The 21,361-nt window shown below is 67.6% G+C and carries 18 protein-coding genes, 2 tRNA genes and 1 pseudogene; 10 read left to right on the top strand and 11 right to left on the bottom strand.

Annotated elements, in window-relative coordinates; all coding sequences use genetic code 11:
* Window positions 1-273: 273 nt before the first annotated feature.
* From HUV06_RS01185 to HUV06_RS01165, 5 genes and pseudogenes are all read right to left on the bottom strand, one after another.
* Window positions 274-1,125, bottom strand: a pseudogene (locus tag HUV06_RS01185) (amino acid permease); the annotation flags it as partial.
* A 247-nt stretch (window positions 1,126-1,372) separates the two neighbouring features.
* On the bottom strand, window positions 1,373-3,298 hold the full coding sequence (locus HUV06_RS01180) for an autotransporter domain-containing protein (RefSeq protein ID WP_174299434.1): 1,926 nt from the start codon (window positions 3,296-3,298) through the stop codon (window positions 1,373-1,375).
* Window positions 3,299-3,478: 180 nt separating this feature from the next.
* Window positions 3,479-5,722 (bottom strand): glycosyltransferase, encoded by a 2,244-nt coding sequence (locus HUV06_RS01175; RefSeq protein WP_256429984.1) that lies wholly within the window; start codon window positions 5,720-5,722, stop codon window positions 3,479-3,481.
* 246 nt (window positions 5,723-5,968) lie between these two features.
* A tRNA-Cys gene (locus HUV06_RS01170) sits at window positions 5,969-6,042 on the bottom strand.
* 102 nt (window positions 6,043-6,144) lie between these two features.
* A tRNA-Val gene (locus HUV06_RS01165) sits at window positions 6,145-6,221 on the bottom strand.
* Between the two features lie 265 nt (window positions 6,222-6,486).
* Between HUV06_RS01165 and folD the strand changes: the two genes are divergently transcribed.
* Window positions 6,487-7,356: a bifunctional methylenetetrahydrofolate dehydrogenase/methenyltetrahydrofolate cyclohydrolase FolD gene (gene folD, locus HUV06_RS01160; protein ID WP_174299432.1), complete on the top strand. Its 870-nt coding sequence runs from the start codon at window positions 6,487-6,489 to the stop codon at window positions 7,354-7,356.
* Window positions 7,357-7,422: 66 nt separating this feature from the next.
* Here folD and rpmE read toward each other — a convergent pair whose 3' ends face one another.
* Complete coding sequence (rpmE, locus tag HUV06_RS01155; RefSeq protein WP_174299431.1) at window positions 7,423-7,647, bottom strand: 50S ribosomal protein L31; 225 nt, start codon at window positions 7,645-7,647, stop codon at window positions 7,423-7,425.
* Window positions 7,648-7,782: 135 nt separating this feature from the next.
* On the opposite strand from rpmE, the gene HUV06_RS01150 reads away from it, so the two are divergent.
* The 4 genes from HUV06_RS01150 to HUV06_RS01135 all read left to right on the top strand — a co-directional run bounded on the left by HUV06_RS01150 (window position 7,783) and on the right by HUV06_RS01135 (window position 12,298).
* Window positions 7,783-9,645, top strand: coding sequence for an ABC transporter transmembrane domain-containing protein (locus tag HUV06_RS01150; RefSeq protein ID WP_174299430.1), 1,863 nt, complete (start codon window positions 7,783-7,785; stop codon window positions 9,643-9,645).
* A gap of 147 nt (window positions 9,646-9,792) precedes the next feature.
* Window positions 9,793-9,981, top strand: coding sequence for a hypothetical protein (locus HUV06_RS01145; RefSeq protein ID WP_174299429.1), 189 nt, complete (start codon window positions 9,793-9,795; stop codon window positions 9,979-9,981).
* Window positions 9,982-10,091: 110 nt separating this feature from the next.
* Entirely contained in the window at window positions 10,092-11,039 is a 948-nt protein-coding gene (locus HUV06_RS01140) for an alpha/beta fold hydrolase (RefSeq protein ID WP_174299428.1), read from the top strand.
* On the top strand, window positions 11,039-12,298 hold the full coding sequence (locus HUV06_RS01135) for a 3-phosphoshikimate 1-carboxyvinyltransferase (RefSeq protein WP_174299427.1): 1,260 nt from the start codon (window positions 11,039-11,041) through the stop codon (window positions 12,296-12,298). Before HUV06_RS01140 ends, HUV06_RS01135 begins: the two co-directional genes overlap by 1 nt.
* A gap of 7 nt (window positions 12,299-12,305) precedes the next feature.
* Here the strand turns inward: HUV06_RS01135 and HUV06_RS01130 are convergent, their stop codons facing one another.
* The 4 genes from HUV06_RS01130 to HUV06_RS01115 all read right to left on the bottom strand — a co-directional run bounded on the left by HUV06_RS01130 (window position 12,306) and on the right by HUV06_RS01115 (window position 14,204).
* Complete coding sequence (locus tag HUV06_RS01130; protein WP_174299426.1) at window positions 12,306-12,689, bottom strand: VOC family protein; 384 nt, start codon at window positions 12,687-12,689, stop codon at window positions 12,306-12,308.
* Window positions 12,690-12,737: 48 nt separating this feature from the next.
* The gene (locus HUV06_RS15930; RefSeq protein ID WP_254600810.1) at window positions 12,738-13,358 is read right to left on the bottom strand and encodes a CocE/NonD family hydrolase; all 621 of its coding nucleotides are present in this window, start codon (window positions 13,356-13,358) and stop codon (window positions 12,738-12,740) included.
* Window positions 13,359-13,435: 77 nt separating this feature from the next.
* The gene (locus HUV06_RS01120; RefSeq protein ID WP_174299425.1) at window positions 13,436-13,879 is read right to left on the bottom strand and encodes a DUF2076 domain-containing protein; all 444 of its coding nucleotides are present in this window, start codon (window positions 13,877-13,879) and stop codon (window positions 13,436-13,438) included.
* 70 nt (window positions 13,880-13,949) lie between these two features.
* A complete protein-coding gene (locus HUV06_RS01115; protein WP_174299424.1) occupies window positions 13,950-14,204 on the bottom strand; it encodes a RodZ family helix-turn-helix domain-containing protein in 255 nt (84 codons plus the stop codon).
* 130 nt (window positions 14,205-14,334) lie between these two features.
* On the opposite strand from HUV06_RS01115, the gene HUV06_RS01110 reads away from it, so the two are divergent.
* Complete coding sequence (locus HUV06_RS01110; RefSeq protein ID WP_174299423.1) at window positions 14,335-14,523, top strand: hypothetical protein; 189 nt, start codon at window positions 14,335-14,337, stop codon at window positions 14,521-14,523.
* Window positions 14,524-14,565: 42 nt separating this feature from the next.
* The gene (locus HUV06_RS01105) at window positions 14,566-15,030 is read left to right on the top strand and encodes a DUF2721 domain-containing protein (protein ID WP_174299422.1); all 465 of its coding nucleotides are present in this window, start codon (window positions 14,566-14,568) and stop codon (window positions 15,028-15,030) included.
* Between the two features lie 26 nt (window positions 15,031-15,056).
* Here HUV06_RS01105 and HUV06_RS01100 read toward each other — a convergent pair whose 3' ends face one another.
* Window positions 15,057-18,605: an EAL domain-containing protein gene (locus HUV06_RS01100; protein WP_174299421.1), complete on the bottom strand. Its 3,549-nt coding sequence runs from the start codon at window positions 18,603-18,605 to the stop codon at window positions 15,057-15,059.
* 108 nt (window positions 18,606-18,713) lie between these two features.
* Here HUV06_RS01100 and HUV06_RS01095 point away from each other — a divergent pair, with 108 nt between their 5' ends.
* The 3 genes from HUV06_RS01095 (at window position 18,714) to HUV06_RS01085 (ending at window position 21,315) form a co-directional block, all read left to right on the top strand.
* A complete protein-coding gene (locus HUV06_RS01095) occupies window positions 18,714-19,328 on the top strand; it encodes a PleD family two-component system response regulator (protein ID WP_254600809.1) in 615 nt (204 codons plus the stop codon).
* Window positions 19,328-20,581, top strand: coding sequence for a TadE/TadG family type IV pilus assembly protein (locus HUV06_RS01090; protein ID WP_174299420.1), 1,254 nt, complete (start codon window positions 19,328-19,330; stop codon window positions 20,579-20,581). Before HUV06_RS01095 ends, HUV06_RS01090 begins: the two co-directional genes overlap by 1 nt.
* Before the next feature lie 173 nt (window positions 20,582-20,754).
* Complete coding sequence (locus tag HUV06_RS01085; protein ID WP_174299438.1) at window positions 20,755-21,315, top strand: HNH endonuclease; 561 nt, start codon at window positions 20,755-20,757, stop codon at window positions 21,313-21,315.
* Window positions 21,316-21,361: the final 46 nt, after the last annotated feature.

Below are 21,361 nucleotides of genomic sequence, written 5' to 3'. Positions count from 1 at the left end.
TCACTTCAGCCCCCAGGAGTGCGCCAACTACCTCGTCAACTCAGGATACGCTCCAAACTGATCCGGTCACGCTCTAGTCCCTCATCAAACGCCAGAAGCCGATAGCCGAACTTACACTTACACTTACTTCAAGCGTGGCTACGGGTGAAGTGTTCCACTTGTAGTCTGTCATTTCAAAAGCAATACATGTTATCATTTAATGGATCGCCTTCGTAGGTCGTCGAGGGTTATGTTGTTCTCAGGGCTGACGAGCGGCCGCCAGCTTGTCATGCAGCGACCGCCGTATGCGCCGACGGCGCCTCCCGCCACAAGCAGGTAGAAGATGGTGCAGATGACCAGCGAGCCGATCAGCCCGATGGGAACGTTGCGCTGCGGGTTCCGTGTCTCCTCCGCGGCGGTGGAGACGGCGTCGAAACCGACGTAGGCGAAGAAGATCGACGCTGCGGCCCCGAGCACGCCGGCGCCGCCTGATCCCAGAGGATTGCCCCATCCCTTCGGTGTGAACGGCGTGAAGTTGTGCAGGTGCATGGCCGGGAGTGTCAGAGCGACGAAGGCCGCCAGGGCGATGATCTTCACCGTCACCAGGACGGCGTTGACCGTCGCGCTCTCCTTGGTGCCGATCACCAGCAGGCCCGTCGCCGCGGCCGTGATCACGACCGCGGGAAGGTTGATCACCCCGCCCCCATCAGGCCCCGCAGCCAGGGCGGCGGGTATGGTCAGGCCGGCGAAGTTGTGGAGCAGCCCCGTTGTGTAGCCAGACCAGCCGACGGCGACCGCGCTCGCCCCCAGAGCATACTCCATGATCAGCGCCCAGCCGACGAGCCAGGCCACGAACTCGCCCAGCACGGCGTACGAGTAGGTGTAGGCGGAGCCGGCGACCGGCACCATGGCGGCCAGCTCGGAGTAGCAGAGCGCGGCGACGGCGCACACCGCGCCCGCGATGGCGAAGGAGACCATCATTCCCGGCCCAGCCTTCTGGGCGGCCGCGGCCGTGAGAACGAAGATGCCCGTGCCTATCACCGCCCCGATGCCCAGCAGGGTGAGCTGGATGGCGCCCAGCGAACGACTGAGCGATCTCTTCTCGGCGGTGGCCAGGATTTGATCGAGCGACTTAACGCGCCACATGGCGTCTCCAAAGACCGCCGGCCGGCTCACGCGTGAGCAGACCCTGCGCCGAAGCACCGGTCAACGGTGAGGCCTTGCACTCCGTGTTCTTGAGGCCGCCTTAGCCCATCTCGGCCATTCTCGGCTGATGTTCCACTCGGGTTGGCGGGCGATAATCTCCGGCGCCCGTTGACCGCACTCCAGACAAACCGATCCAGATGGCGATAACGCGCGTTTCAACGCCCGGTCCGATCTCGTGAATGGCTCCCTAAAAGGCGTATCGCACGCCGATGCGACCCCCATCGTAGCTCGAAGAGGCCCCGGCGAACCGGCCTTCGTAGGAGACGTAGGCGCTCCAGCCGCCGTTCAGCTCCGTCTCCAGGCCGGCCTGGGCTTCGCCCCACTGGCGATCTCCCGCAAAGCCGGGAATGGCGAACACCCCGTTCATGGTGTTGAGCCCCGCGAGCACATCGCGGGTGCGGGCCATGCTATCGTAGGCGTAGGCGAGTTCCGCGAACGGCCGAAGTCTAAAGCCGTCTAGAACGACGGCGCCCTGTATCCGTGCGCCTGCCTCGCTGATCAGCGACTCGCGGTCCTGTTCGCCGAACATCATGGCGGTGCTGTCAGAACCGTCCTCTCCATAGTGGTCGACGTGGACGTGCTCGTAAGCGAGACCGACAAAGGGGCCGGCGCGCAGCGTCGGCTGGCCCAACCAATAGCCGGCCGAGCCGCTGACGGAGTAGGTCTCGCCATCCACCGAGCCGTTCTCCACCCGGGTCGCCGGGCCGATGGCGAACATGCGCTGGATGTCGTCGAACTTCACCACGCCGAGGCCACCCTGCCCCGTGACATAGGCGGGACCACGCACGTACTGGCCAAAGACGGAACCCATGATGCTGTCGGTGTGGAAGCGGCGCAGCTCGCCGTCGAGCGCCTCGCTGGCCGCTCCCCCACTCAGCTCGCCGCCGATGCTGACCTGTGGAGTGATCCTGTAGTCGACGCCTGCGGTGATCAGGCCGTCATCGTCGTGGGCTGAGGGCGTGGCCGACTGGCTGGAGAAATGCTGGCGCACATAGCCGCCAGTGGCGAACAGCCGAACTCCCGTCGAGTCGTCGCGCTGGTCTGAGAGCAGCTGGCCGCCCACCGCGTCGCGCTCCGCTTCCAGCGTCGCCAGGGGCTCCTCGGCCAGCAGGGACATCTGCTGCGGCGCGGCGATCTCGCTCTCCACCACCTGAGCGAACAGGGCGTGGGTGGTGGTGGTGGGGTGCACTCCGTCGGCGAAGACGTAGTTGGTGTAAGCCGTCGGCGTCACCAATGTGGCGCGGGTGCAGTTCAACGAGCTTGAGGTGGTGCAGGCCGGCGTGGTGCTGTTCACGAAGCCGTATTCAGCGGGGTCAGCCAGCACCTCATTGAGGAGCGCGAAGGTGTTGACGGGGATGATTCCGACCTTTGTAGACGCCAAGCCGGCGTTCAGCACCGCGTTGAAGCTGTTCGAGAAGCCGGTCAGCGCGGCCTTGGATCCAGGAACGAGCGTCTCGTCGGCGGCGGCTTCAGGTGTGCGTCCGATGTCGGGCAGGTTGAACACCACGATGTAGTGCGCACCCGCCTTCTGCAGGGCGCCGATCAGGCTGAGCTCCTGCGCGGCGGCCGCCTGGATCGCAGAGGTGGCGGAGGTGGCGCTCTCGACGGACGACACCCCCTCGAACGCCTCTAGCGCGGCGGTGGCTGGGGACTTTCCCCCTGCCGTCACCTGGTAGAGCGCCGCCTCCGTCGCATGGTAGAAGATGTCGTTTGCGCCGCCGAAGACGGTGTAGAGTTCGCTTCCGCTGAGCTTTGGACCGGCCGCAAGGTAGGTCTCTACCTGCTGGGTTATTGTAGGTACGCCGACGGGAGTGCCGGGCGCGTTGGTGTTCACGCCGGAGCCGCCGTATGCGAAATTGGTCCCCCCTTGCAGCGAGGGCGTAAGCGGCAGACCGTAGGCGCTCGCAACGTCCTCGACCGTGGTCAGGCCCGGGTTGGTGGTGAAGCGCATGAGGGTGGGCAGCCCGGCGTAGATCGACAAGTTGCCGCCGTCGCTCAGGCTGTCGCCGAACACCGTCTCGCCTGAGAACGGGCTGGGCGCGGCCGCCTGAACCTTACCGGCGAAGGCCAGCGTCCCGACCAGCGTGCTCGCCGCCAGCAGTAAACGGATCACGTATCATCCCCCCTTTTTTTATTGGCCGTACTGTCGCCTGCGAAGCTGCGGGTCAAGCGGCGCCCGTGCCTGCGACGCCGCGTCACGAGGCTTAGGCGAGCGTTGGGCCACTTAGCCGGAAAATGGGTGCTCGGAAGCGCGCGGACGCCGTGCGACGGCAATCGTGGTCGTTCGACAAAGTCAGGGCTTACGGATAAAGCTCCTGACACGTCGTCCTGTCCGCGCCATGCTTCGCAGGACCGGGAAGACGCCTGGCAGCGTCAGCATCCGGGTCATGATGTATTCCGTCCGCGCGCCTATCTTTTGGGCGACGAAGGCTTCCGGAGTCGTCGGCGCGATGGCGGGCGGTTCGGCGGGAGGCGGCGCAAGCTGGCGCGACAGGCTGGCGAGCCTGCGAACGATGCGTCCGTAATCAACGCCTGCGATCATCTCATCTACCGCGCGGCCGATATCAGCCGCCGCCCGGGCAGCGTCGCCTGGACGCCCGGTGGAGGCGCCCGCGTCGCTCCAGGCGGGTGGCCTCGCGAGATCACGGTTCAGGTCGGCGGTGGTCAGGAAGAAGTGGACGTTGTCGTCACCTCCGAGTTCGCTCCAGAGTTCCGCCGTCGCTGGCAAGGGACGAACAAACACCGGCCGACGCGCCGCCAACGCATCCAGCACCGCCATGCCGAAGCCCTCGTAATGGCTCGGCGATACGACGGCGGCGGCGCCTAGATAAAGAGCGCTCAGCTGTCTGGGCGTGAGCTGCCCCGCGTTGAGCTGGAGCACGTTGGCCCGTGGCTCGATCGGGCGGGGGGCGTACGCGCCCTTATCGGCCGGCGCGGCTGCTCGCCACTCACCCGCGAGGGCGACGATGGTCCGCTTAGGGTCGGCCTCCGCCAGTGCGTTGACCGTGAGCGCCACATCCTTGTGCTCGTAGTGATTGCCGACCACGAAGATGTAGCCCGGGGGGATCAGCACGTCCTCCGCCTCAGGACGGGGATGAGTGTAGTCGTTCAGATCGAGCGAGTGCAGGCTCCGCACGCGGCGCACGCCCGGGCCGAACGCGAAGCGTCGGGAGAGCTGGCCCTCGGTCAGTGCGCTTGTGGCGGCCACAAGGTCGAAGTGCTCCAGCGTCCACGACCAGAGCCTGCCTACTTCTGGATCATAGAGCTGGGCGCAGTCCTGCGAGATCGTGTCGAGCATGAACACGCCTACGCTCGCCGCTTTCAGCGACATGCGCTCGACCGCACTCCAGTCGTACGGCTGCCCGACGCGGAAGATGGCCGAATACAGCTCGGGGCCGTGCGGGTCGCGTCGCTCAGTGCCGAAGCGGGCCATCCCGTGAAAGGCGTAGGTCTCAGGAGCGCAGAGCACCACGAGGTTGTATCGATCCGACCAGACCTCGGCGGCTTTGGCGAGCAGTTGCAAGCCGGCGACGAAGGTGCCGTTGTGAGCAGCTACGAAGCTCGAAAAATCCAGCGCGACGTTGAGGCGGCCCGTCCCGTCAGGGATCAGCGTACCGAGCAACAGCTCGGCCCTCTGCTCCGCCGACGAGAAATATGCGGCTGTAAGGCGAGGATATTCGGGGTAGCGCCTGACGAGGATCTCGCGGTTGCGGCGCTCCAGAGTGTCTTCTTCTCGTCCAAGGCTGAAGGAAGCGGAGCCTTGGTGCCAGACGAACGCATGGTTGGCGAGCACCGCCCGGTAGCCTCGCCGGCTAGCGCGCATGACGAGGTCGTTTTCCTCATTGTAGCCTCGGCCGTAGATCTCGTCGAAGCCGCCCAGCTGAGCGAGAACGACCCAGCGGATCAGCATGCAGAAGCCGTTGGCGGTCGGCACATAGCTGAACTGCGGCAGCCGGGGCGCGAGCGCTGCCCAAGCGGACCACGCCGCATCGGGCGGCGACCTCCGAAACCGCGCCTGGTAGGGCAGAGACGCGAGAGTGGCGTTGTTCGATCTTGGATTGACGAAGCCGATCATGGGATCAGCCAGAGCGACCCGGGCCATCTCGGTCAGCGCGCCGGGCGTGAGGACCGTGTCAGAATTCAGCAGCACCAGGTCGCGCTTCAGACGGGTGGCGTCCGCTATGGCGCGATTGGCCGTACGGACGAACCCGACGTTTTCTGGATTGCACTCCACCCGGATAGCAAGGTTGGGGTGCGGCTTTGACGTTACATCCGCCAAAGCCTTGTCGAGCGCCGCATCGCCAGGCGAGTCGTTGTAGAGGATCACCTCACCATCGAGCTTCGAGATTTCCTCCGCGCAGTCGGCGATCGATTGGATCACCTGACGTGCAAGATCAGCACGGCGATACAACGGTACGGCGATCAGAAGCGGTCGAGCTCGCAGCCTTTCCTCAACCAGAGGCGGATAAGGGGGTGGCTCCTGGTCCGCTCGGGGGCGTGACTTGCGAAGCCGGCCGTCCGGTAGAGTGATGCTCATCGATCAGGGGGCGCGAGTTGCAAGGTGCGGGAATAGGCCAGCCTGGTGCATACGGTGAACTTCCGCTCGGCTTGTCAATCCAACGGATCGCCCAGCGAGTGGCCGGTCAGCCACTCCGATGTCCTAGACGCGTCATCTGGCCCGGCGGAGGCGCCAGCGGTCGGATCCAAGCTTCACGCTCCGCAGGACACGACTGGGGCCGGTCTTCGGTAGCTAAATTCACCGGCAAGCCAGCGCCCCGGCTGCTGGAGGCCTGGTCGGGATTCGAACCCGAGTACACGGATTTGCAGTCCGCTGCGTAGCCTCTCCGCCACCAGGCCCTCGCCAGGGTGGTAGCCGATGGCCTCCGCTGGGGCAAGCCGCTCGCAATTGGCACATCTTCGCGTTGCAGTGGAAACGGCTCGACGCTCCCGCACAAGCACTGGTGGGCGGCGAGGGGTTCGAACCCGCGACCTTCTGGGTGTAAACCAGACGCTCTGACCAGCTGAGCTAGCCGCCCGTCGGCGGGACCAGTGACTGACGGCAATCCGCTCAGGCGTCAAGACGCAGCCTCCACGCCTCCCGACCAACGCCTCCACGCTTTTCGGCGGAGCCCCTGGCCCCTCATCGTATGCGGCCACACCAGCTCGGGGGCGACCGGGCAATGATACCGCCTTGACCGCTGAACACGACGGCGACACACAAACCTCGTTAGAGGCGGCCCGGCCACCGGTATGATTTGCAGGCTTTCCGCACTGGCGATCCCTTGAGGTTGGAGGCCCTACATGACCGCCCGCATCCTCGATGGTTCGTCCGTCGCCGCTCGCCTGCGCGCCGAGATCGCCGAGCAGGTGGCGGCCCTGACCACCCTGCAGCGCCGCGCTCCAGGGCTTGCCGTGGTTCTGGTGGGCGACAATCCGGCCAGCCAGGTCTATGTCCGCAACAAGGGCGTCGCCACGCGCAAAGCCGGCATGGTGTCCGTAGAGCACCGCCTGCCCGATGACGTGCAAGAAACAGAGCTGCTCGCCCTCATCGCCCGGCTGAACGCCGACGACGCCGTGGATGGCGTCCTCGTCCAGCTACCCCTTCCTCCTCAAGTCCGTTCCGAGAAGGTCCTCGCGGCCATCGATCCGGACAAGGACGTGGACGGCTTCCACGCCCTGAATGTCGGCCGGCTCTGGGGCGGCGAGGCGGGGCTGGTCCCCTGCACGCCACGAGGCTGCATGAAGCTTATCGTGGAGGCCGGGCGCGACATCGGCGGAATGGACGCGGTGGTGATCGGCCGATCGGGCATCGTCGGCAAGCCCATGACCCAGTTGCTGCTGGCCGCCAACTGCACCGTCACCATCGCTCATTCACGCACCCGCGACCTGCCGGAGGTCTGCCGACGGGCGGACATCCTGGTGGCCGCGGTGGGCGTGCCGAACCTGGTGACGGCGGGGTTCATCAGGCCCGGCGCAACGGTGATCGACGTGGGCATCAACCGCGTCGCCAAGGCGGACGGCGGCTCACGCCTGGTGGGCGATGTGGCGTTCGAGGAGGCGGTGGAGGTGGCCGGTGCGATCACGCCGGTGCCCGGCGGCGTTGGCCCCATGACCATCGCATGCCTGCTGGAGAACACGCTGACGGCCTATCGACGTCGCGTGGAAAGCTGAGTCACCGACCTTCGCCAACCTCCGAACGAGGCCTACCTGGATAGCGGGCTCTGAGCCGCCCGCAGACTACTTCTTCAGGAAGCCGCCGAACTTGGCGGAAAAGCGCGAGACGCGGCCGGCGCGATCAAGCAGGGTGGAGGAGCCGCCGGTCCAGGCCGGGTGGGTGCGCGGGTCAATGTCCAGCGCCAGGTTCGCGCCTTCCTTGCCGAAGGTGGAACGCGTGCGATAGGTGGACCCATCGGTCATCGTCACGTTGATGAAGTGATAGTCGGGGTGAATGTCTTGTTTCATGGAGGTGGACACCGACGTGAGGCGTGGAAAATGGCGAAGCCCGCCGGGATGGGCGGGCTACGCAGCCGCCGTCCATACATCAACTGTCCCGCTTTCCACAAGGCCCGGCCCTCCCCGTACGGTTAAGGACCTATGATGACTGAAAAGGCGCTTTCCGCCCCGGCCGAGTCTATCGACGCCCCTGGCCGTCCAAGCCGTGGAGCTGCGCTGGCGGGTGATATGCTCAAGGCGGAGAACCGCCGAGGCAGGTCGCGCGACCTGCGCCCCTTGCGGACGCTCGGACCTTACATCGCCGCGCACAAGGGTCTGGCCGCTGCCGCGCTCGTCTTCCTGCTGCTCTCCACCGGGGCCACGCTAAGCCTCAGCGTCGCTGCGCGGCTGGTGATCGACCACGGCTTCACCAGCGAGACGGGGTCGACCCTGAACCTCTATTTCCTAGGCGGCCTCGGCGTGGCGGCGCTGCTGGCGGTGGCCAGCGGGACACGCTTCTACCTTGTCAACCGGCTGGGCGAGCGAGTGGTGGCGGACCTGCGTCAGCGCATCTACGCCCACGTGCTGGGCCTGGACCAAGCCTACTTCCTGTACATGCGCACCGGCGAGGTGTTGTCGCGCCTGACCACCGACACCGCTATCGTGGAGACCATGGTGGGGATTAACAGCTCCATCGCGCTGCGAAACAGCCTGACCATGCTGGGCGCCCTGGTGCTGATGGCCTTCGTCAGCGTCAAGCTGACCCTCGCCGTGCTGCTGGTCGTGCCCGTGGTGCTGGTCCCTCTCATCCTGTTCGGTCGTCGGGTTCGAACACTCTCGACCGCCGCCCAGGACCGCTTCGCCGAGGCGGTGGGTTATGCCGGCGAGACGCTCGACCAGCTGGACACCGTGCAGGCCTTCGGCCGCGAACGGCGCGCCGGCGTGCAGTTCGGCGAGGCGGTGGAGACGGCCTTCGCCACCTCGCTGAAGCGGCTGCAGGCGCGGGGCTTCCTCACCGTGGCTGTCATGATCTTCGTGTTCGGCAGCGTGGTGGGCGTGCTGTGGCTCGGCGCCCAGGCTGTGCGGGCGCACCAGCTCACCGGCGGCGCGCTGCTGCAGTTCATCATCCTGGCCATCCTGGCGGCCAGCGCGGTCAACGCGCTCGGCGAGGTCTGGGGCGAGGTGCAGAAGACCGCTGGCGCCATGCACCGCATCGGCGAGCTCCTGGCCGCGCGGCCAGGGATCGCCCCGCCCGCCCATCCGCGTCCCCTGCCCTCGCCGGCCCGCGGCGAGATCGCCTTCGAAGGCGTCGTGTTCCATTACCCCGGCCGCCCTGAAATGGCGGCCCTGAACGGCTTCAGCCTGAAGGTGGCGCCCGGAGAGACCGTGGCCCTGGTCGGACCTTCAGGAGCGGGCAAGAGCACGGTGCTGCGCCTGCTGCTGCGCTTCTACGACCCACAAGGTGGTTTGGTGCGCCTGGACGGCGTGGACGTACGTGAGGCGGACCCGACGGAGGTGCGCGCCAGGCTGGCGCTGGTCGCCCAGGACGCGGCCATGTTCTCCGGCTCCGCCTTAGACAACATCCGCTTCGGCCGCTTCGACTCGGACGAGGCCGCCGTTCGAGCCGCCGCCGGCGCCGCCCAGGCGGAGGGTTTTCTGGACGCCTTGCCGGAAGGCTTCGCCACCCGGCTCGGCGAGCGCGGCAAGACCCTCTCCGGCGGCCAGCGCCAGCGGCTGGCGATCGCCCGCGCCCTTGTCCGAGACGCGCCCGTCCTACTGCTGGACGAGGCCACCAGCGCGCTCGACGCGGAGAACGAACGGCTGGTGCAGCGGGCGCTCGAGCAGGCCATGAGCGGCCGCACCACCCTGGTCATCGCCCACCGCCTTTCCACCGTGCTCCGCGCCGACCGTATCGTGGTCATGGACGAAGGCCGGGTGGTGGAGGAAGGCCGCCACGCCGAGCTGCTTGCCCGAGGCGGCCTCTATGCGCGCCTGGCCCGACTGCAGTTCGAGGTGGAGCCGGCGTGATGACCCTTGCGGACTAGACGCCGATCCTGTGAGCGCCGCCTTCACCACCGACGCCGTCGACGGCCGCGTCGCTAGCGTGAAGCTGAACCGGCCGCAGACCCGCAACGCCATCACCGAGCGCGCTTATGCGAGGACCTCGCCGCTGCCTTGCGGCGGAACCCGCCCCGGGCGGTGCGGCTGAGCGAGCTGCTGCTGCGCAAGGCACAGCCCGCCACCTTGGCCGAGACGCTGAAGCTGTTGGCCGCCTTCCAGGCCATGGCGCACGAGACAGCCGATCATTGCGAAGGCGTCGACGCCTTCGTGGAGAAGCGCCGTCCGAGCTTCACCGGGCGCTGATCCATCTCGGATGGCGCGATTTGCGACCCGGACCGTTGCTGCAGCGCGGCTCGGGCGCTAGCCCGTAGCCGGGCGAGGCCAGCGCTCGCATCGCTAGAGAGCCGCCGTCCATGTCCGATCCCGTGCTAGACCTCGATCGGCGCCTGCGCACGCCACTGGCCGCCTTCCAGGGGGATCGGCCGCCCGCACCGGAATGGTTTGACGCCGCCATCGCCCACCAGCCCGAGCGCAGCGTCACATCCGTCGAGGGCGCCGAAATCGAGATCCTCACCTGGGGCGAGCGCGGTCAACCGGGTTTGCTCTTCCTGCATGGCGGCATGGCGAGCGCCGACTGGTTCGACCATATCGCCCCCTTTTTCGCCGAGACCCACCGGGTAGCCGCCCTGTCCATGTCCGGGGCTGGCCGGTCCAGCTGGCGTGAACATTATGATGTGGCGCAGTTCGCCCGCGAGATGGCGGCTGTGGCCATGGCCGCGGGCCTGCATGAGGCGGGGCCGCCGGTCTTTGTAGCCCACTCCTTCGGCAGCCGCCCGTTGCTGAACGCCGCCGCCAACCCGGAGCTGAAACTTCGGGCGGCTGTGGTGCTGGACGCCGCCATATCGCTCCCCAAGGCTCAGTCGACGTCCACGCTGGACACCCGTCCGCACCGCACCTACGCCACTTTCGATGAGGCTCTGTCCCGCTTTCGGCTGATGCCCTATCAGACCTGCGACAACCTCTATGTGGTGGACCACATCGGCCGCCAGTCCCTGAAGCGGATCAAGACGGCAGACAGTCCGGAACGCTGGACCTGGCGATCGGACCCTTACGTCTTCCAGAAGCTCTCAGGCTCCGCGCAGGAGGACGCGGAAACGGCCGCGCGTAGCGCCCGCTGTCGCCTGGCCTTCCTGTATGGTGACCGCTCCGCCATCGTGCGACCGGACAACCTGGCTCACACACGCGAGGTCGCGCCGGACAGCTCCCTGTTCGCCTCGATCCCAGATGCGGCCCACCACGTCTTCCTAGACCAGCCGCTCGCCACTGTGGCGGCGCTCCGCGTCCTGCTGGCGATGCTCTGATGAGCCAGGTGCTGGGGGTCCGCCCCCCTGGCCGCGCGCTGATTGGGCAGGTGAAACTGCCGGGCTCCAAGTCGATCACCAACCGCGCCCTGCTGCTGGCTGGCTTAGCGCGGGGAAGCAGCCGGCTCACCGGCGCGCTGAAGAGCGACGACACCCGCTACATGGCCCAGGCCCTTCGGGCGATGGGCGTGACGGTGGACGAGCCGGACGCCACCACCTTCGAGGTGACCGGCCGGGGTGGTCTGCTTGCGCCCACCGGGCCGCTCTTCCTCGGCAACGCCGGCACGGCCACGCGCTTCCTGACCGCAGCCGCCGCCCTCACAGAGGGTGAAGTGGTGATCGACGGCGACTCCCACATGCGCCGCCGCCCGATCGGCCCCTTGCTGCAGGCGCTGGACGCGCTGGGGGTGAAGGCCGAGGCTCCCACCGGCTGTCCGCCCGTGCGCATCCTGGGTCGAGGCGGTCTGGAGGGCGGCCGGGTCGAGGTGGATGCGGGCCTGTCCAGCCAGTACGTCTCCGCCCTGCTGATGCTCGCCGCCTGCGCCCGCGAACCGGTGGAGGTGGCGCTGACGGGCGCCGACATCGGCGCCCGGGGCTATGTAGAACTGACGCTAGCCGCCATGGAGCGCTTCGGCGCGACGGCGGAGGCGACCGGCCCCGGCGCCTGGCGGGTTCAGCCCACCGGCTACCGCCCCTGCGACCTCGCAATCGAACCCGACGCCTCCGCCGCCACCTACATGTGGGCCGCCGAACGGCTTACCGGTGGACGCATCGACGTCGGCCTGCCGTCACAAGATTTCACCCAGCCCGACGCATCGGCCTACGCCCTCATCGCCGCCTTCCCGCACATGCCTGCGATGATCGACGGATCGCAGATGCAGGACGCCGTGCCGACGCTCGTGGTCCTGGCGGCCTTCAACGCCACGCCTGTGCGGTTCACAGGCCTGGCAAACCTTCGGGTGAAGGAATGCGACCGGCTCAGCGCGCTGTCGATTGAGCTGCAAAGCCTGCGTGCCGGGCTGGCGCGCGAGGAGGGTGACGCATTGGTCGTGCTGGGGGCCCCGGACCTTCCACCGCCCACCGGGCTCATCCGGCTACGGACCTATAAGGACCATCGCATGGCCATGAGCCTGGCGTTGTTCGGCCTGCGCCTGGAGAACGTCGCCATCGAGGACCCCGGCTGCGTGGCCAAGACCTTCCCCGGCTATTGGGACACACTGGCGAGCCTGGGCGTGGAGCTCGACATCCTCCAGGCCTAGCGGGCGGTCAGGCCGCCATGCGATGCAAGGCGCACAGCTTGTTGCCGTCCGGATCGCGCAGATAGGCGAGATACAACGGGCCGGCGGGACCCTGGCGCTCGCCGGGCGCGTCTTCGACGGACTCGCCGCCATTCTCGACCCCGGCCCTGTGCCAGGCGTCGGCCTGCTCAGGGCTGGCCATTGCGAACCCGATGGTGGCGCCGTTGGCGCAGGTCGCAGACCCGCCGTCGATGGGCTTGGTCACCATCAGCCGGCCGCCGTCCTTGGCGTAGACCAGCCTGCCCTTCGGGTCGATCTTGCCGGGCTTGCCCCCGGTGGCCGCAAACAGCGCGTCATAGAACTGCTTCGAGCGCGCGATATCGTTACTACCGATCATGATGTGACTGAACACCTGCCCTCCTCCTTGTTTGTCGAATTCGAGTCGAAGACATTAAGCGACTCAGGGCGTGACCGGCAGCCATACCGCGCTAGCCTGCGCCCAGGCGTGGAACACCTTCTGGGTAGACGCCACGTAGTCCTGCGGCTTGGCGAAGAAGATGTTGTCCACATAGGTCTGGGGGTTGCGGTCGTGCGGCCCCCGCGGCGGCCGGGTCATGACGTAGGCGCCTTCGGAGCCGTACTTGCCGCGGATGTCCTGGAAGACGCGGATGTAGCCGGCGCGCACGAACACCTCGTCGCCCTGGGAAAGGCTGGCCAGCAGCGACGGGCTGTCGGTGCGCTGCACCCGCTTGGCGGCGTTGTAGGGGGTGCGGGTCAGGATCATGGGCGCATCGTGCGCGCCCTTTGGGACCATGATGACGGTGTAGAGCTTCACCCCGTCGCGCATGGGGATCATCACCACGCGCTTCTCGTACTCGGCGGCGGGATTGGGCGAGGCGGCGGCGGCCGGCACATCGTCCAGGTCGGGGCTGGTGATGGGCGCAGCGGTGAACGCCGGCGATGCGGGCGCGGCAGGGGCGGACAGGCTCGCATCCTTGGCCGGCGCTTGGGCCTGCGCGCCGCTCGACATCAGGAGCAGGGTCAGGACCGTCGCTCCGAACGGCAGACTTGGACCGCTCATGTCACTTCCCCTGGAGGCGCCGTTCCGGGTTAAGCGTGTTGAGGCGGCTCGTCCAGGCGCCGGTCTTTCATGCTCCGCTACCAGTCGCGCGGCGAGAACAGGTTCGACAGGCCCTGGGCCAGGAACTCGCCTCCGGCCATGCCGGCCGCGAGCGTCCCCGCGCTGCGCAGGAACCCGCCCAGGCCGCTTCCCGGCGACAGCGGGCTCTGCGGCTGGGGCGGCGGCTGGTTCCAGTACCCGCTCTGCGGCTGGGGCTGGACCGGCTGGCCGCCGCCGCCGAGAAAAGAGACCGGCGCCCTGGCAGGCGCCTGCTGCTGTTCAAGCGCCTCGATCCGCTGCTGGGCAACCTGCAAAGCCTGGTCGGCCAAGATGGCGTGCTGGACCAGCAGGTAGGGGGCGTCGGGGTTCGATCGCAGGGCGACGTTGATCAGGCCATCGGCGTCCGGGTCCTTGGACGCGCCGCGGGTGGCTTCAAGATCCGAGAGGAATCGCTGCAGCAGGTTGCGTTCGTCAGGCGTCATGGCGCACCTTCGCTGGAGATGGAGGCTTCAACGTCCTGGCGCCGGCTTCGTTCGAGCCGTTTGGACGGGCTCAGGTCACGGAGGAAGGCGGGCTGCGCGCCTTGAACAGCAGGTCCATTGGCAGATGCAGCTCAAGGATGGCTCCGTAGAGCTCGGAGCCGCTCAGACGCTCGCGGCCCGCTTCCGCCCGGCGGAGCTTGTCAGGGCTGATCCGCATCGCCGCCGACAGCCTCTCCAGGCTCGCGCCCCGCGCCTCCCGCGCGCCGCGCAGCCGTTCGCCCAGCGCCTGTCCCTGGGGGTCGCGCGATGGAAATTCGAGGATCATGGCCCTAATCTCCCTATTCGTTATCTTTGTTGACGTGAGGCTTGCAGGTTTTGATGCGGGTGTCATCCGATCTCCCGGCCTTGTCATGAGAGACGGCGCCGCCATGTGCAGACCTTGAGGAGCCGACAGCATGACCAAGGACGAGGTGCACCTGGAGCACGTGAACGCCCTGGCCCGGATGGACGAGGACCAGGTCCGCGCCATCAAGCGGATCAACCGGGCTTTCCGCGAAGCCCGGTTCACCAACACGTCGGTCAAGGAGGTGATGGAAATCGTGTTCGAGGAGGAGGCGCAGGAGCGCTCGGATGCGAAGGCCTGAGGAGGCTGCCCGTCGCTCACCGAAGCTTCTAGAGCCCGCACGATGCAGAGCCTGACCGCACAGACCAGCTCGCTGGAGACCGTGGCCCACATCATCCAGCTGGCGCTGACGCCGGTCTTCCTGCTCTCCGGCATCGCGGCGCTGCTGAACGTCTTCTCGACGCGGCTGGGGCGGGTGGCGGATCAGGTGGATGCGGTCAGCGCCCGCCTCGACGCCGAGATGAACCCGGGGGAGTCGGCCTACCGCCACCAGCTCGCCTATCTGCGGCACCGCTCGCGGGTGCTGGATGCGGCTGTGATCCTGGGGGCGGTTGGCGGCACCGCCACCTCAGGCGCGACGCTGACACTGTTCCTGGGAGCGATCAGAAACAGCGGCGCGGGTCTGCTGCTGTTCTGCCTGTTCGGAGCGGCGATCCTGTGCACTATCGGGGCGCTGGGCTGCTTCTGCTATGAGATGCTGCTGGCCAGCCGCGGCCTGCGCGCCCGGGCGCAACGGCACGGGGGGTAGCCCCCTCTCCTTCACGGATGAAGGAGCTAAGCGCTCGCCCTCTGCATCGGGCGCGCCAGCATGCGGGTCAGCTCGTCTATGCCCACCGCCTTGCCGAACAGGAAGCCCTGCATGGCGTGGACGCCGGCGACCTTCAGGAACTTGCGCTGGGTCTCGGTCTCCACCCCCTCGGCGATGACCTTCATGCCCAGCGCCCGGCCGATGGAGACCACCGCGTGCACGATGGTGGCCGCCTGCATGTCGCGCGAGCAGTCGGTGATGAACTCCCGGTCGATCTTAAGCTTGTCGAACGGATAGCGCCGTAGGTGTCCGAGGCTGGAATAGCCCGCGCCGAAGTCGTCCAGCGCCACCTTCATGCCGAGCGCGCGCAGCTTGTCTATGTTCCTTCGGACGTGCTCCTCGTTCTGCAGGATGGCGGTCTCGGTGATCTCCACCTCCAGGCGGCGGGGGTCATAGCCGTGGTGCTGGATCAGGCCGTAGAGCCGGTCCACGAAGCCCGGGTCGGCGAACTCGATGGCCGAGGCGTTGAACGCCACCTGCAGGCCGTTCAGATAGCGCGTCTCGGCCAGCAACCGGTCCGCCACCCAGGTGGTGATGCGCCCGATCAGCCCGGCCTGCTCGGCCAGGGGGATGAAGAGGGCGGGGCTGATCGGGCCGCGTATGGGGTGAGTCCAGCGGAGCAGCGCCTCGACGCCGACAATCGTCTCTCCCTCGCGATCCACCTGGGGCTGGTAGGCCAGGGTGAGATGATCAAGCGCCAGCGCTTCCTTCAGGTCGCGCAGCAGCTCGGCGTCCTTCGGCGACAAGGTCTCGTCGAACTCGGCGTCGGCGACTTCGCTACCGCCCCGTTCGGTGATGGCCGAAAGGGTGCGCCCGAGCACCCGGTTCAGCTCCTCCACCGCCTGGAGCGCGGGCGGGCGGCCGTCCCGTGCGGAGGCTTCCATGTCGCCCGCCATGCGCGCCACGATGCGTGCGCCCACGTTGTAGCTCATGGACTTCAGGGCATGGGCGGCCTTGGCGGCGGCGGCGGCGTCGCGGGCGCTCACCGCCTCGGCGAGCCTGGCGACGCTCTCCGGCGCATTGTCGCGATACAGGCCATGCACGCGGTCGACGAACTCAGTGCGCCCAGCGGCCGCCATGGCGAGAAGCTGGGCGGCGATCTCCTCGTCGATGAGCGGCTCGCCACCGTAGAGCGCAGGTCCTGTCTTGGGCGGCGGCGGAAGGATGGGTTCCGGCACAGCTTGAGGTGCGGCGGTGACGACCTGCATGGGTGCGCTGGCATTCAGGAATTGGCCGAGCATCTTGGCCAGGGAGGCGAGGGTGAAAGGCTTGTGCAGCACCGCGTCCATGCCGGCGCCTCGCCAGGCGTCCGCCGCGGAGCCCACCACATGGGCCGTCAGCGCGACGACGGGCACGCGCGGACGCACGATCTCGCTTTCCCGTGCGCGAATCTCGCGGGTGGCGTCGTAGCCGTCCAGCTCGGGCATGGAGCCGTCCATCAGCACCAAGTCGAACGACTCGGCGAAGACCGCGTCCACCGCCTCGCGACCGTCGTTGACAAGCTTGACCTCCACGCCAAGCCGGCTCAGCGCCTCCTGGGCGACCTCGCGGTTCACCGCGCTGTCGTCGGCGACCAGCACGCGGGCGCCGACGAAGCTAGGCAAGGTCTCGGCCTGCGGGGTGGACCCGGCGTCCGCCTGCGGGTCGTTCAGCATCTCGCCCGCCTGCAGCTGACGGAGCACCGCCTCGATGTCGCGGCGGCGGAAAGGCTGGATCAGGACGGCGTGGGCGAGGCCCGCCCGCTGCAACTCATGGGGAGCGGAGTCGCCATAAGCCGCCAGGCAGACCCTCGGCGCATCACCGTCGATCGGCTCGCGCAGGGCCGCCGGATCGCCCACCACCAGGACGGGCTCGTCTCCCTGCCTGGCCAGGCTGTAGCCGGCCCGGGACAGATACCGCGCCATGGCCCGGCGGCTTGAGAGGCCGGCGGACGCAAGCAGCACCTTCTCGCCGAAACGCCGGGGCTTGGGCCAGGGGGCGGCGGCCTCCAGCGCCTGCACCGGCAGGCGGAAGGCGAAGGTGGAGCCGCGGCCCACGTCGCTGGTGACGTGGAAGCGGCCGCCCATGGCGTCCACCAGCCGCTTGCAGATGGCCAGGCCCAGCCCCGTGCCGCCGAACTTGCGGGTGGTGGACTGGTCGGCCTGGCTGAAGGCGCCGAAGACGCTGCCGATCTTGTCCTTGGGGATGCCGACGCCGGTGTCGTGGATGCTGATGCGCACGGAGTTCGGCGTGTCGGGCTCCACCTCGATCAAGACGCCGCCGGCCTCGGTGAACTTGATGGCGTTGTTGGTCAGGTTGCCGATCACCTGGCGAAGGCGCACCGGGTCGCCGGCGACGAGCCGAGGCGTCGCTGGATCGACGTAGGACGCCAGGTCCAGCCCGCGGGAGGCAGCGCGTTCCCAGAACAGCGAGCAGACGTCCTCGACCACGTCCGCCAGGTCCACCGGCACGGACTCCAGGTCCATCTTGCCGGCCTCGATCTTGGAGAAGTCCAGGATGTCGTTGATTATGGCCAGCAGGCTTGAGCCGGACTTGGCGATCACCTCGGCGAAACGGCGCTGGCGGGGCGGCATCTCGCCCGCGGCCAACATCTCGGCCATCACCATGATGCCGTTCATAGGCGTCCTGATCTCATGGCTCATGGTGGCCAGGAAGTCGGACTTGGCGCTGTTGGCCTGCTCGGCCACGTTCCTGGCGACGCGCAGGTCGGCGGTACGGGCGGCGACCTCCCCTTCCAGGCCGGCCATGTGAGAGGCGATGGAGGCGTCGCGGGTCTGGATCTCCCCCAGCATGCGGTTGAAGCCGGCGACCAGCTCGCCGATCTCGTCGTCGGCCTGGACCTGCACGCTGCCGCTGAAGTCGTGGTCCTTTTGCACCTGGTCCATGGAACGGGTGAGCGCCAGCACGGGGGTGGTGATCCCGCGCTGCATCCGCCAGGCCACCATCAGCCCCATCAGGAGGGCCGCGGCGGCGGCGAACAGACTGACCTGCAGGCTGGAGGTGAGCCGTCCGAGAACGCCCTCGGTGCGGCTGACCAGGACCAGCCGGCCGACGACATGGACGCCGGAGCGGATCGGGGCGGAGACCTCCACCGTGCGGCTCTGCAGCTGGGAGGCCAGGCTCGGCCGCTCATGGCCCTCGGCGTTCAGGGAGACATCGCTGGTGAGCCGCGCGCCCGAGCCGGTCTGCACCAGCACGCGTCCGTCCGACTGCTCGATGCTGGCGTAGAAGATACCCGGCATGCGGGAGATGGAGCGGATGACCTCGAAGCCCCGGGTCCGGTCGCCGGCGGCGGTGGCCTCGGCGGACAGGGAGCTCATCACGGTGGCTGTGGCGCGCAGGCGGTCGACCTGCATGGCCGCATCGCGCTGACCGTCCCGCCAGGCCGAAACGCCGGCCACCAGGGCCACCGCCACTCCGACCGAAGAAACCACCAGGAAGCTCAGCTTGCCCCGCAGGGTGCGTCGCCTGCGGACGGGAATGCGCTTCAGCTTCGCGTCCGTAGAGCCGCCCATGTCCACTCCACGGCCCGCGGACTCTGCGGACGTGGTTACCGGGTTACCCGTGATTAATGACTGCGGGCTTAAGGCGGGAGAGTGTCGGATCAGAGGGGTGGTGAAGACGTGGAGGATCGCGCGGACAGCAGCTCGTTCTTCTACGTCCTGCAAGACGCCGTCCACATCCTGTTCGTCGACGACGACCCGATCATGCGCGAGTTCGCGATGGTCCACCTGTCCACCGACAAGGCGCAGGTGACCCTCGCCTGCGATGGCGTGGAAGCCCTGGAGGGAGTCGCGGCGCTCCACCCCGACATCGTCCTGCTTGACCTGGAGATGCCGCGGCTTGACGGGTTCGAGGTGCTCGCCAAACTTCGGGCCGGGCCGGAAACGCGAGAGCTGCCGGTGATCGTCGTCACCGGTCGTGAGGACGTGGGCGCCATCGACCGGGCGTTCGAGGCCGGTGCGACCTCCTTCCTCGTCAAGCCGATCAACTGGCGCCTGCTGAGCTACCAGATCCGCTATGTGATGAGGGCGGGCCGGGGCGACAGCGGCTCCAACGCTCCATCGCCGAAGGCGACGGCGCTCCAGGCGGGCCTGCGGAAGTTGGCGCACGAGGGTGCGGAACTGGTCCGCCAGGCGGTTGGAGGCTCGCCGGAACTCCGCCAGGCCGCCTTGCGATACGCCATGCTGCTGGCGGAGACAGTCGATCCTCCTCCATCTTCGAGACACCCCGCGTGATGGCTCTCCGGCGCCTGACCCGCGCCGGGAACGGGGTGCGGGAACTCAAGCTCAGCGGCATCAGCGCCCAAGGCGGCAACGTAGCCATGATCTTCGCCCTCACCTTGCCAGTCCTGCTGGTGACGGGCCTGGGCGCAGTCCAGCTGAACCAGGTCTTGGCGGACAGGAAGCGGACCCAGGACGTGGCCGATTCCGCCGCCCTGATGGGCGCTTCGCAACTTGGCGTCACTCCCGTCGGCGCCGACCAGCGGACACAGAACTACGCCCAGGCCCAGCTGGCGGACATCGCCGCCAATGCGACGGTCACGGTCGCAGCCACCGTCGGCCAGAACAACACCATGACGGTGGCCATAGACACCCAGCGCGTCTCCTTCTTCGGCAACCTGCTACCGCTCGGTGGCTTCCACACCCACTCGACCTCGACCGCCAGGGGCGTGAACACGGTCCCGCTCTGCGTACTGGGGATCGCCCCCGCCCTGTCCGACACCGTCCACGTCACCGGGACGAGCCAGCTCCAGGCCGGCCAATGCCTGGTGCATTCCAACCAGTCGCTAGTCGCCGATCCGGCCGCCTCCATCCTCACCTCGGCCAGCGAGGCGGGCACGGTCGCCACCGGGCCGATCACGCCGGCGGCCAACCTGCTCGCACCGGTCATCGCGGACCCCTTCGCCGGGCTGAACGTCAATCCGAGTTCATGCTCAGGAACGGCGACGCCCACCAACATCAGAGGGGGAGCCGCCCAGACCTTGGCCGCCGGCATCCACACCGGACCCGTTTCTGTAACGGGAGGCAGCAAGCTGACACTTGGCGCCGGCGACCATTACTTCTGCCAGACGCTGACGGTCAGCGGCGGGTCGACAGTGACGGGAACGGACGTGGATGTGATATTCGATTCAGCCGCAGGAATGAGCCTGTCGGGAAGCGGCACGGCGGTGAACCTGAGTGGTCGCCAGAGCGGACCACTTGCTGGATTCGTCATCATCGCTGACCGCAATTACACTACCCCCACCTTCTCCCTCCAGAGCGACTTCATCACAGGCCTGACCGGCACCGTCTACGTGCCGACGGCCACTCTAGCCGTGCAGGGCACCGCCAAATCCGGTGCTACATCGCCCTGGACGGTGATCGCCGCAAAGGGCTTCACGGTGAACGGCGGAGCGCAGCTTGTGATTAACGCCAACTACTCCATCTCGCCTGTCCCAGTGCCGACCGGTGTCGGGAATCAGCGCCAGAACGTCCAGCTGATGCAGTGAGGGCGGCGCCCGCGAGCGTCACTAGGCTGTCGCGGAGAATCGCTTAAGCCTTGACGTGGGCCGGCGAGTGGCGACACACCGTCCTTGATCAAAGGAGGTCGGTCTTCAGTCAAGCTGTAAGCTCCAGCCGCATCGAAGCCTCGAACATGCGGGCCGCGGCGCGCCAGGCGTCCATGCAGGTGCTCAAGCGACCGCCCTCGGGCTGGCCGGCCCTGGTGCTGAACGCCGACTTCCGGCCTTTGTCCTACTATCCGCTGTCGCTGTGGTCGTGGCAGGAGGTGATCAAGGCGGTGTTCCTGGAGCGGGTCGAGGTCGTGTCCTCCTACGACGTCAAGGTCCATTCCCCGTCGTTCGAGATGCGGCTGCCGAGCGTGGTGGCGCTGAAGAGCTACATAGCCCAGGACCGGCCCCCGGCCTTCACCCGCTTCAACCTGTTCCTGCGCGACGCCTTCACCTGCCAGTATTGCGGCTCACAGGCGGACCTGACCTTCGACCACATCCTGCCACGTTCCAGAGGCGGCCGGACCAGTTGGGATAACATCGTCACGGCCTGCGCGCCCTGCAACCTGCGCAAGGGCGGCCGCACGCCCAAGGAGGCCGGCATGCATCCCGGCCGTCACGTCCGCCGCCCCACGATGTACGAGCTGCAGGACCTCGGCCGACGCTTCCCACCCAACTTCCTGCATGAGAGCTGGGTGGACTACCTCTACTGGGACATCGAGCTGGAGGCCTGAGTTTTCCCGGCCGATCCCTGGCCTATGCAACCGACCTTGGCAGTGG

The organism is Caulobacter sp. S45 (assembly GCF_903642205.1).
Classification (GTDB): domain Bacteria; phylum Pseudomonadota; class Alphaproteobacteria; order Caulobacterales; family Caulobacteraceae; genus CAHJWH01.
This window is presented reverse-complemented; position numbering and strand designations above follow the sequence as displayed.

Bases quoted from the DNA above. Each gene is read 5' to 3' on its own strand.
- HUV06_RS01175 (WP_256429984.1), bottom strand. From the start codon at position 5,722: ATGAGCATCACTCTACCGGACGGCCGGCTTCGCAAGTCACGCCCCCGA.
- folD (WP_174299432.1), top strand. From the start codon at position 6,487: ATGACCGCCCGCATCCTCGATGGTTCGTCCGTCGCCGCTCGCCTGCGC.
- rpmE (WP_174299431.1), bottom strand. From the start codon at position 7,647: ATGAAACAAGACATTCACCCCGACTATCACTTCATCAACGTGACGATG.
- HUV06_RS01150 (WP_174299430.1), top strand. From the start codon at position 7,783: ATGACTGAAAAGGCGCTTTCCGCCCCGGCCGAGTCTATCGACGCCCCT.
- HUV06_RS01140 (WP_174299428.1), top strand. From the start codon at position 10,092: ATGTCCGATCCCGTGCTAGACCTCGATCGGCGCCTGCGCACGCCACTG.
- HUV06_RS01135 (WP_174299427.1), top strand. From the start codon at position 11,039: ATGAGCCAGGTGCTGGGGGTCCGCCCCCCTGGCCGCGCGCTGATTGGG.
- HUV06_RS15930 (WP_254600810.1), bottom strand. From the start codon at position 13,358: ATGAGCGGTCCAAGTCTGCCGTTCGGAGCGACGGTCCTGACCCTGCTC.
- HUV06_RS01120 (WP_174299425.1), bottom strand. From the start codon at position 13,879: ATGACGCCTGACGAACGCAACCTGCTGCAGCGATTCCTCTCGGATCTT.
- HUV06_RS01115 (WP_174299424.1), bottom strand. From the start codon at position 14,204: ATGATCCTCGAATTTCCATCGCGCGACCCCCAGGGACAGGCGCTGGGC.
- HUV06_RS01110 (WP_174299423.1), top strand. From the start codon at position 14,335: ATGACCAAGGACGAGGTGCACCTGGAGCACGTGAACGCCCTGGCCCGG.
- HUV06_RS01105 (WP_174299422.1), top strand. From the start codon at position 14,566: ATGCAGAGCCTGACCGCACAGACCAGCTCGCTGGAGACCGTGGCCCAC.
- HUV06_RS01100 (WP_174299421.1), bottom strand. From the start codon at position 18,605: ATGGGCGGCTCTACGGACGCGAAGCTGAAGCGCATTCCCGTCCGCAGG.
- HUV06_RS01090 (WP_174299420.1), top strand. From the start codon at position 19,328: ATGGCTCTCCGGCGCCTGACCCGCGCCGGGAACGGGGTGCGGGAACTC.
- HUV06_RS01085 (WP_174299438.1), top strand. From the start codon at position 20,755: ATGCAGGTGCTCAAGCGACCGCCCTCGGGCTGGCCGGCCCTGGTGCTG.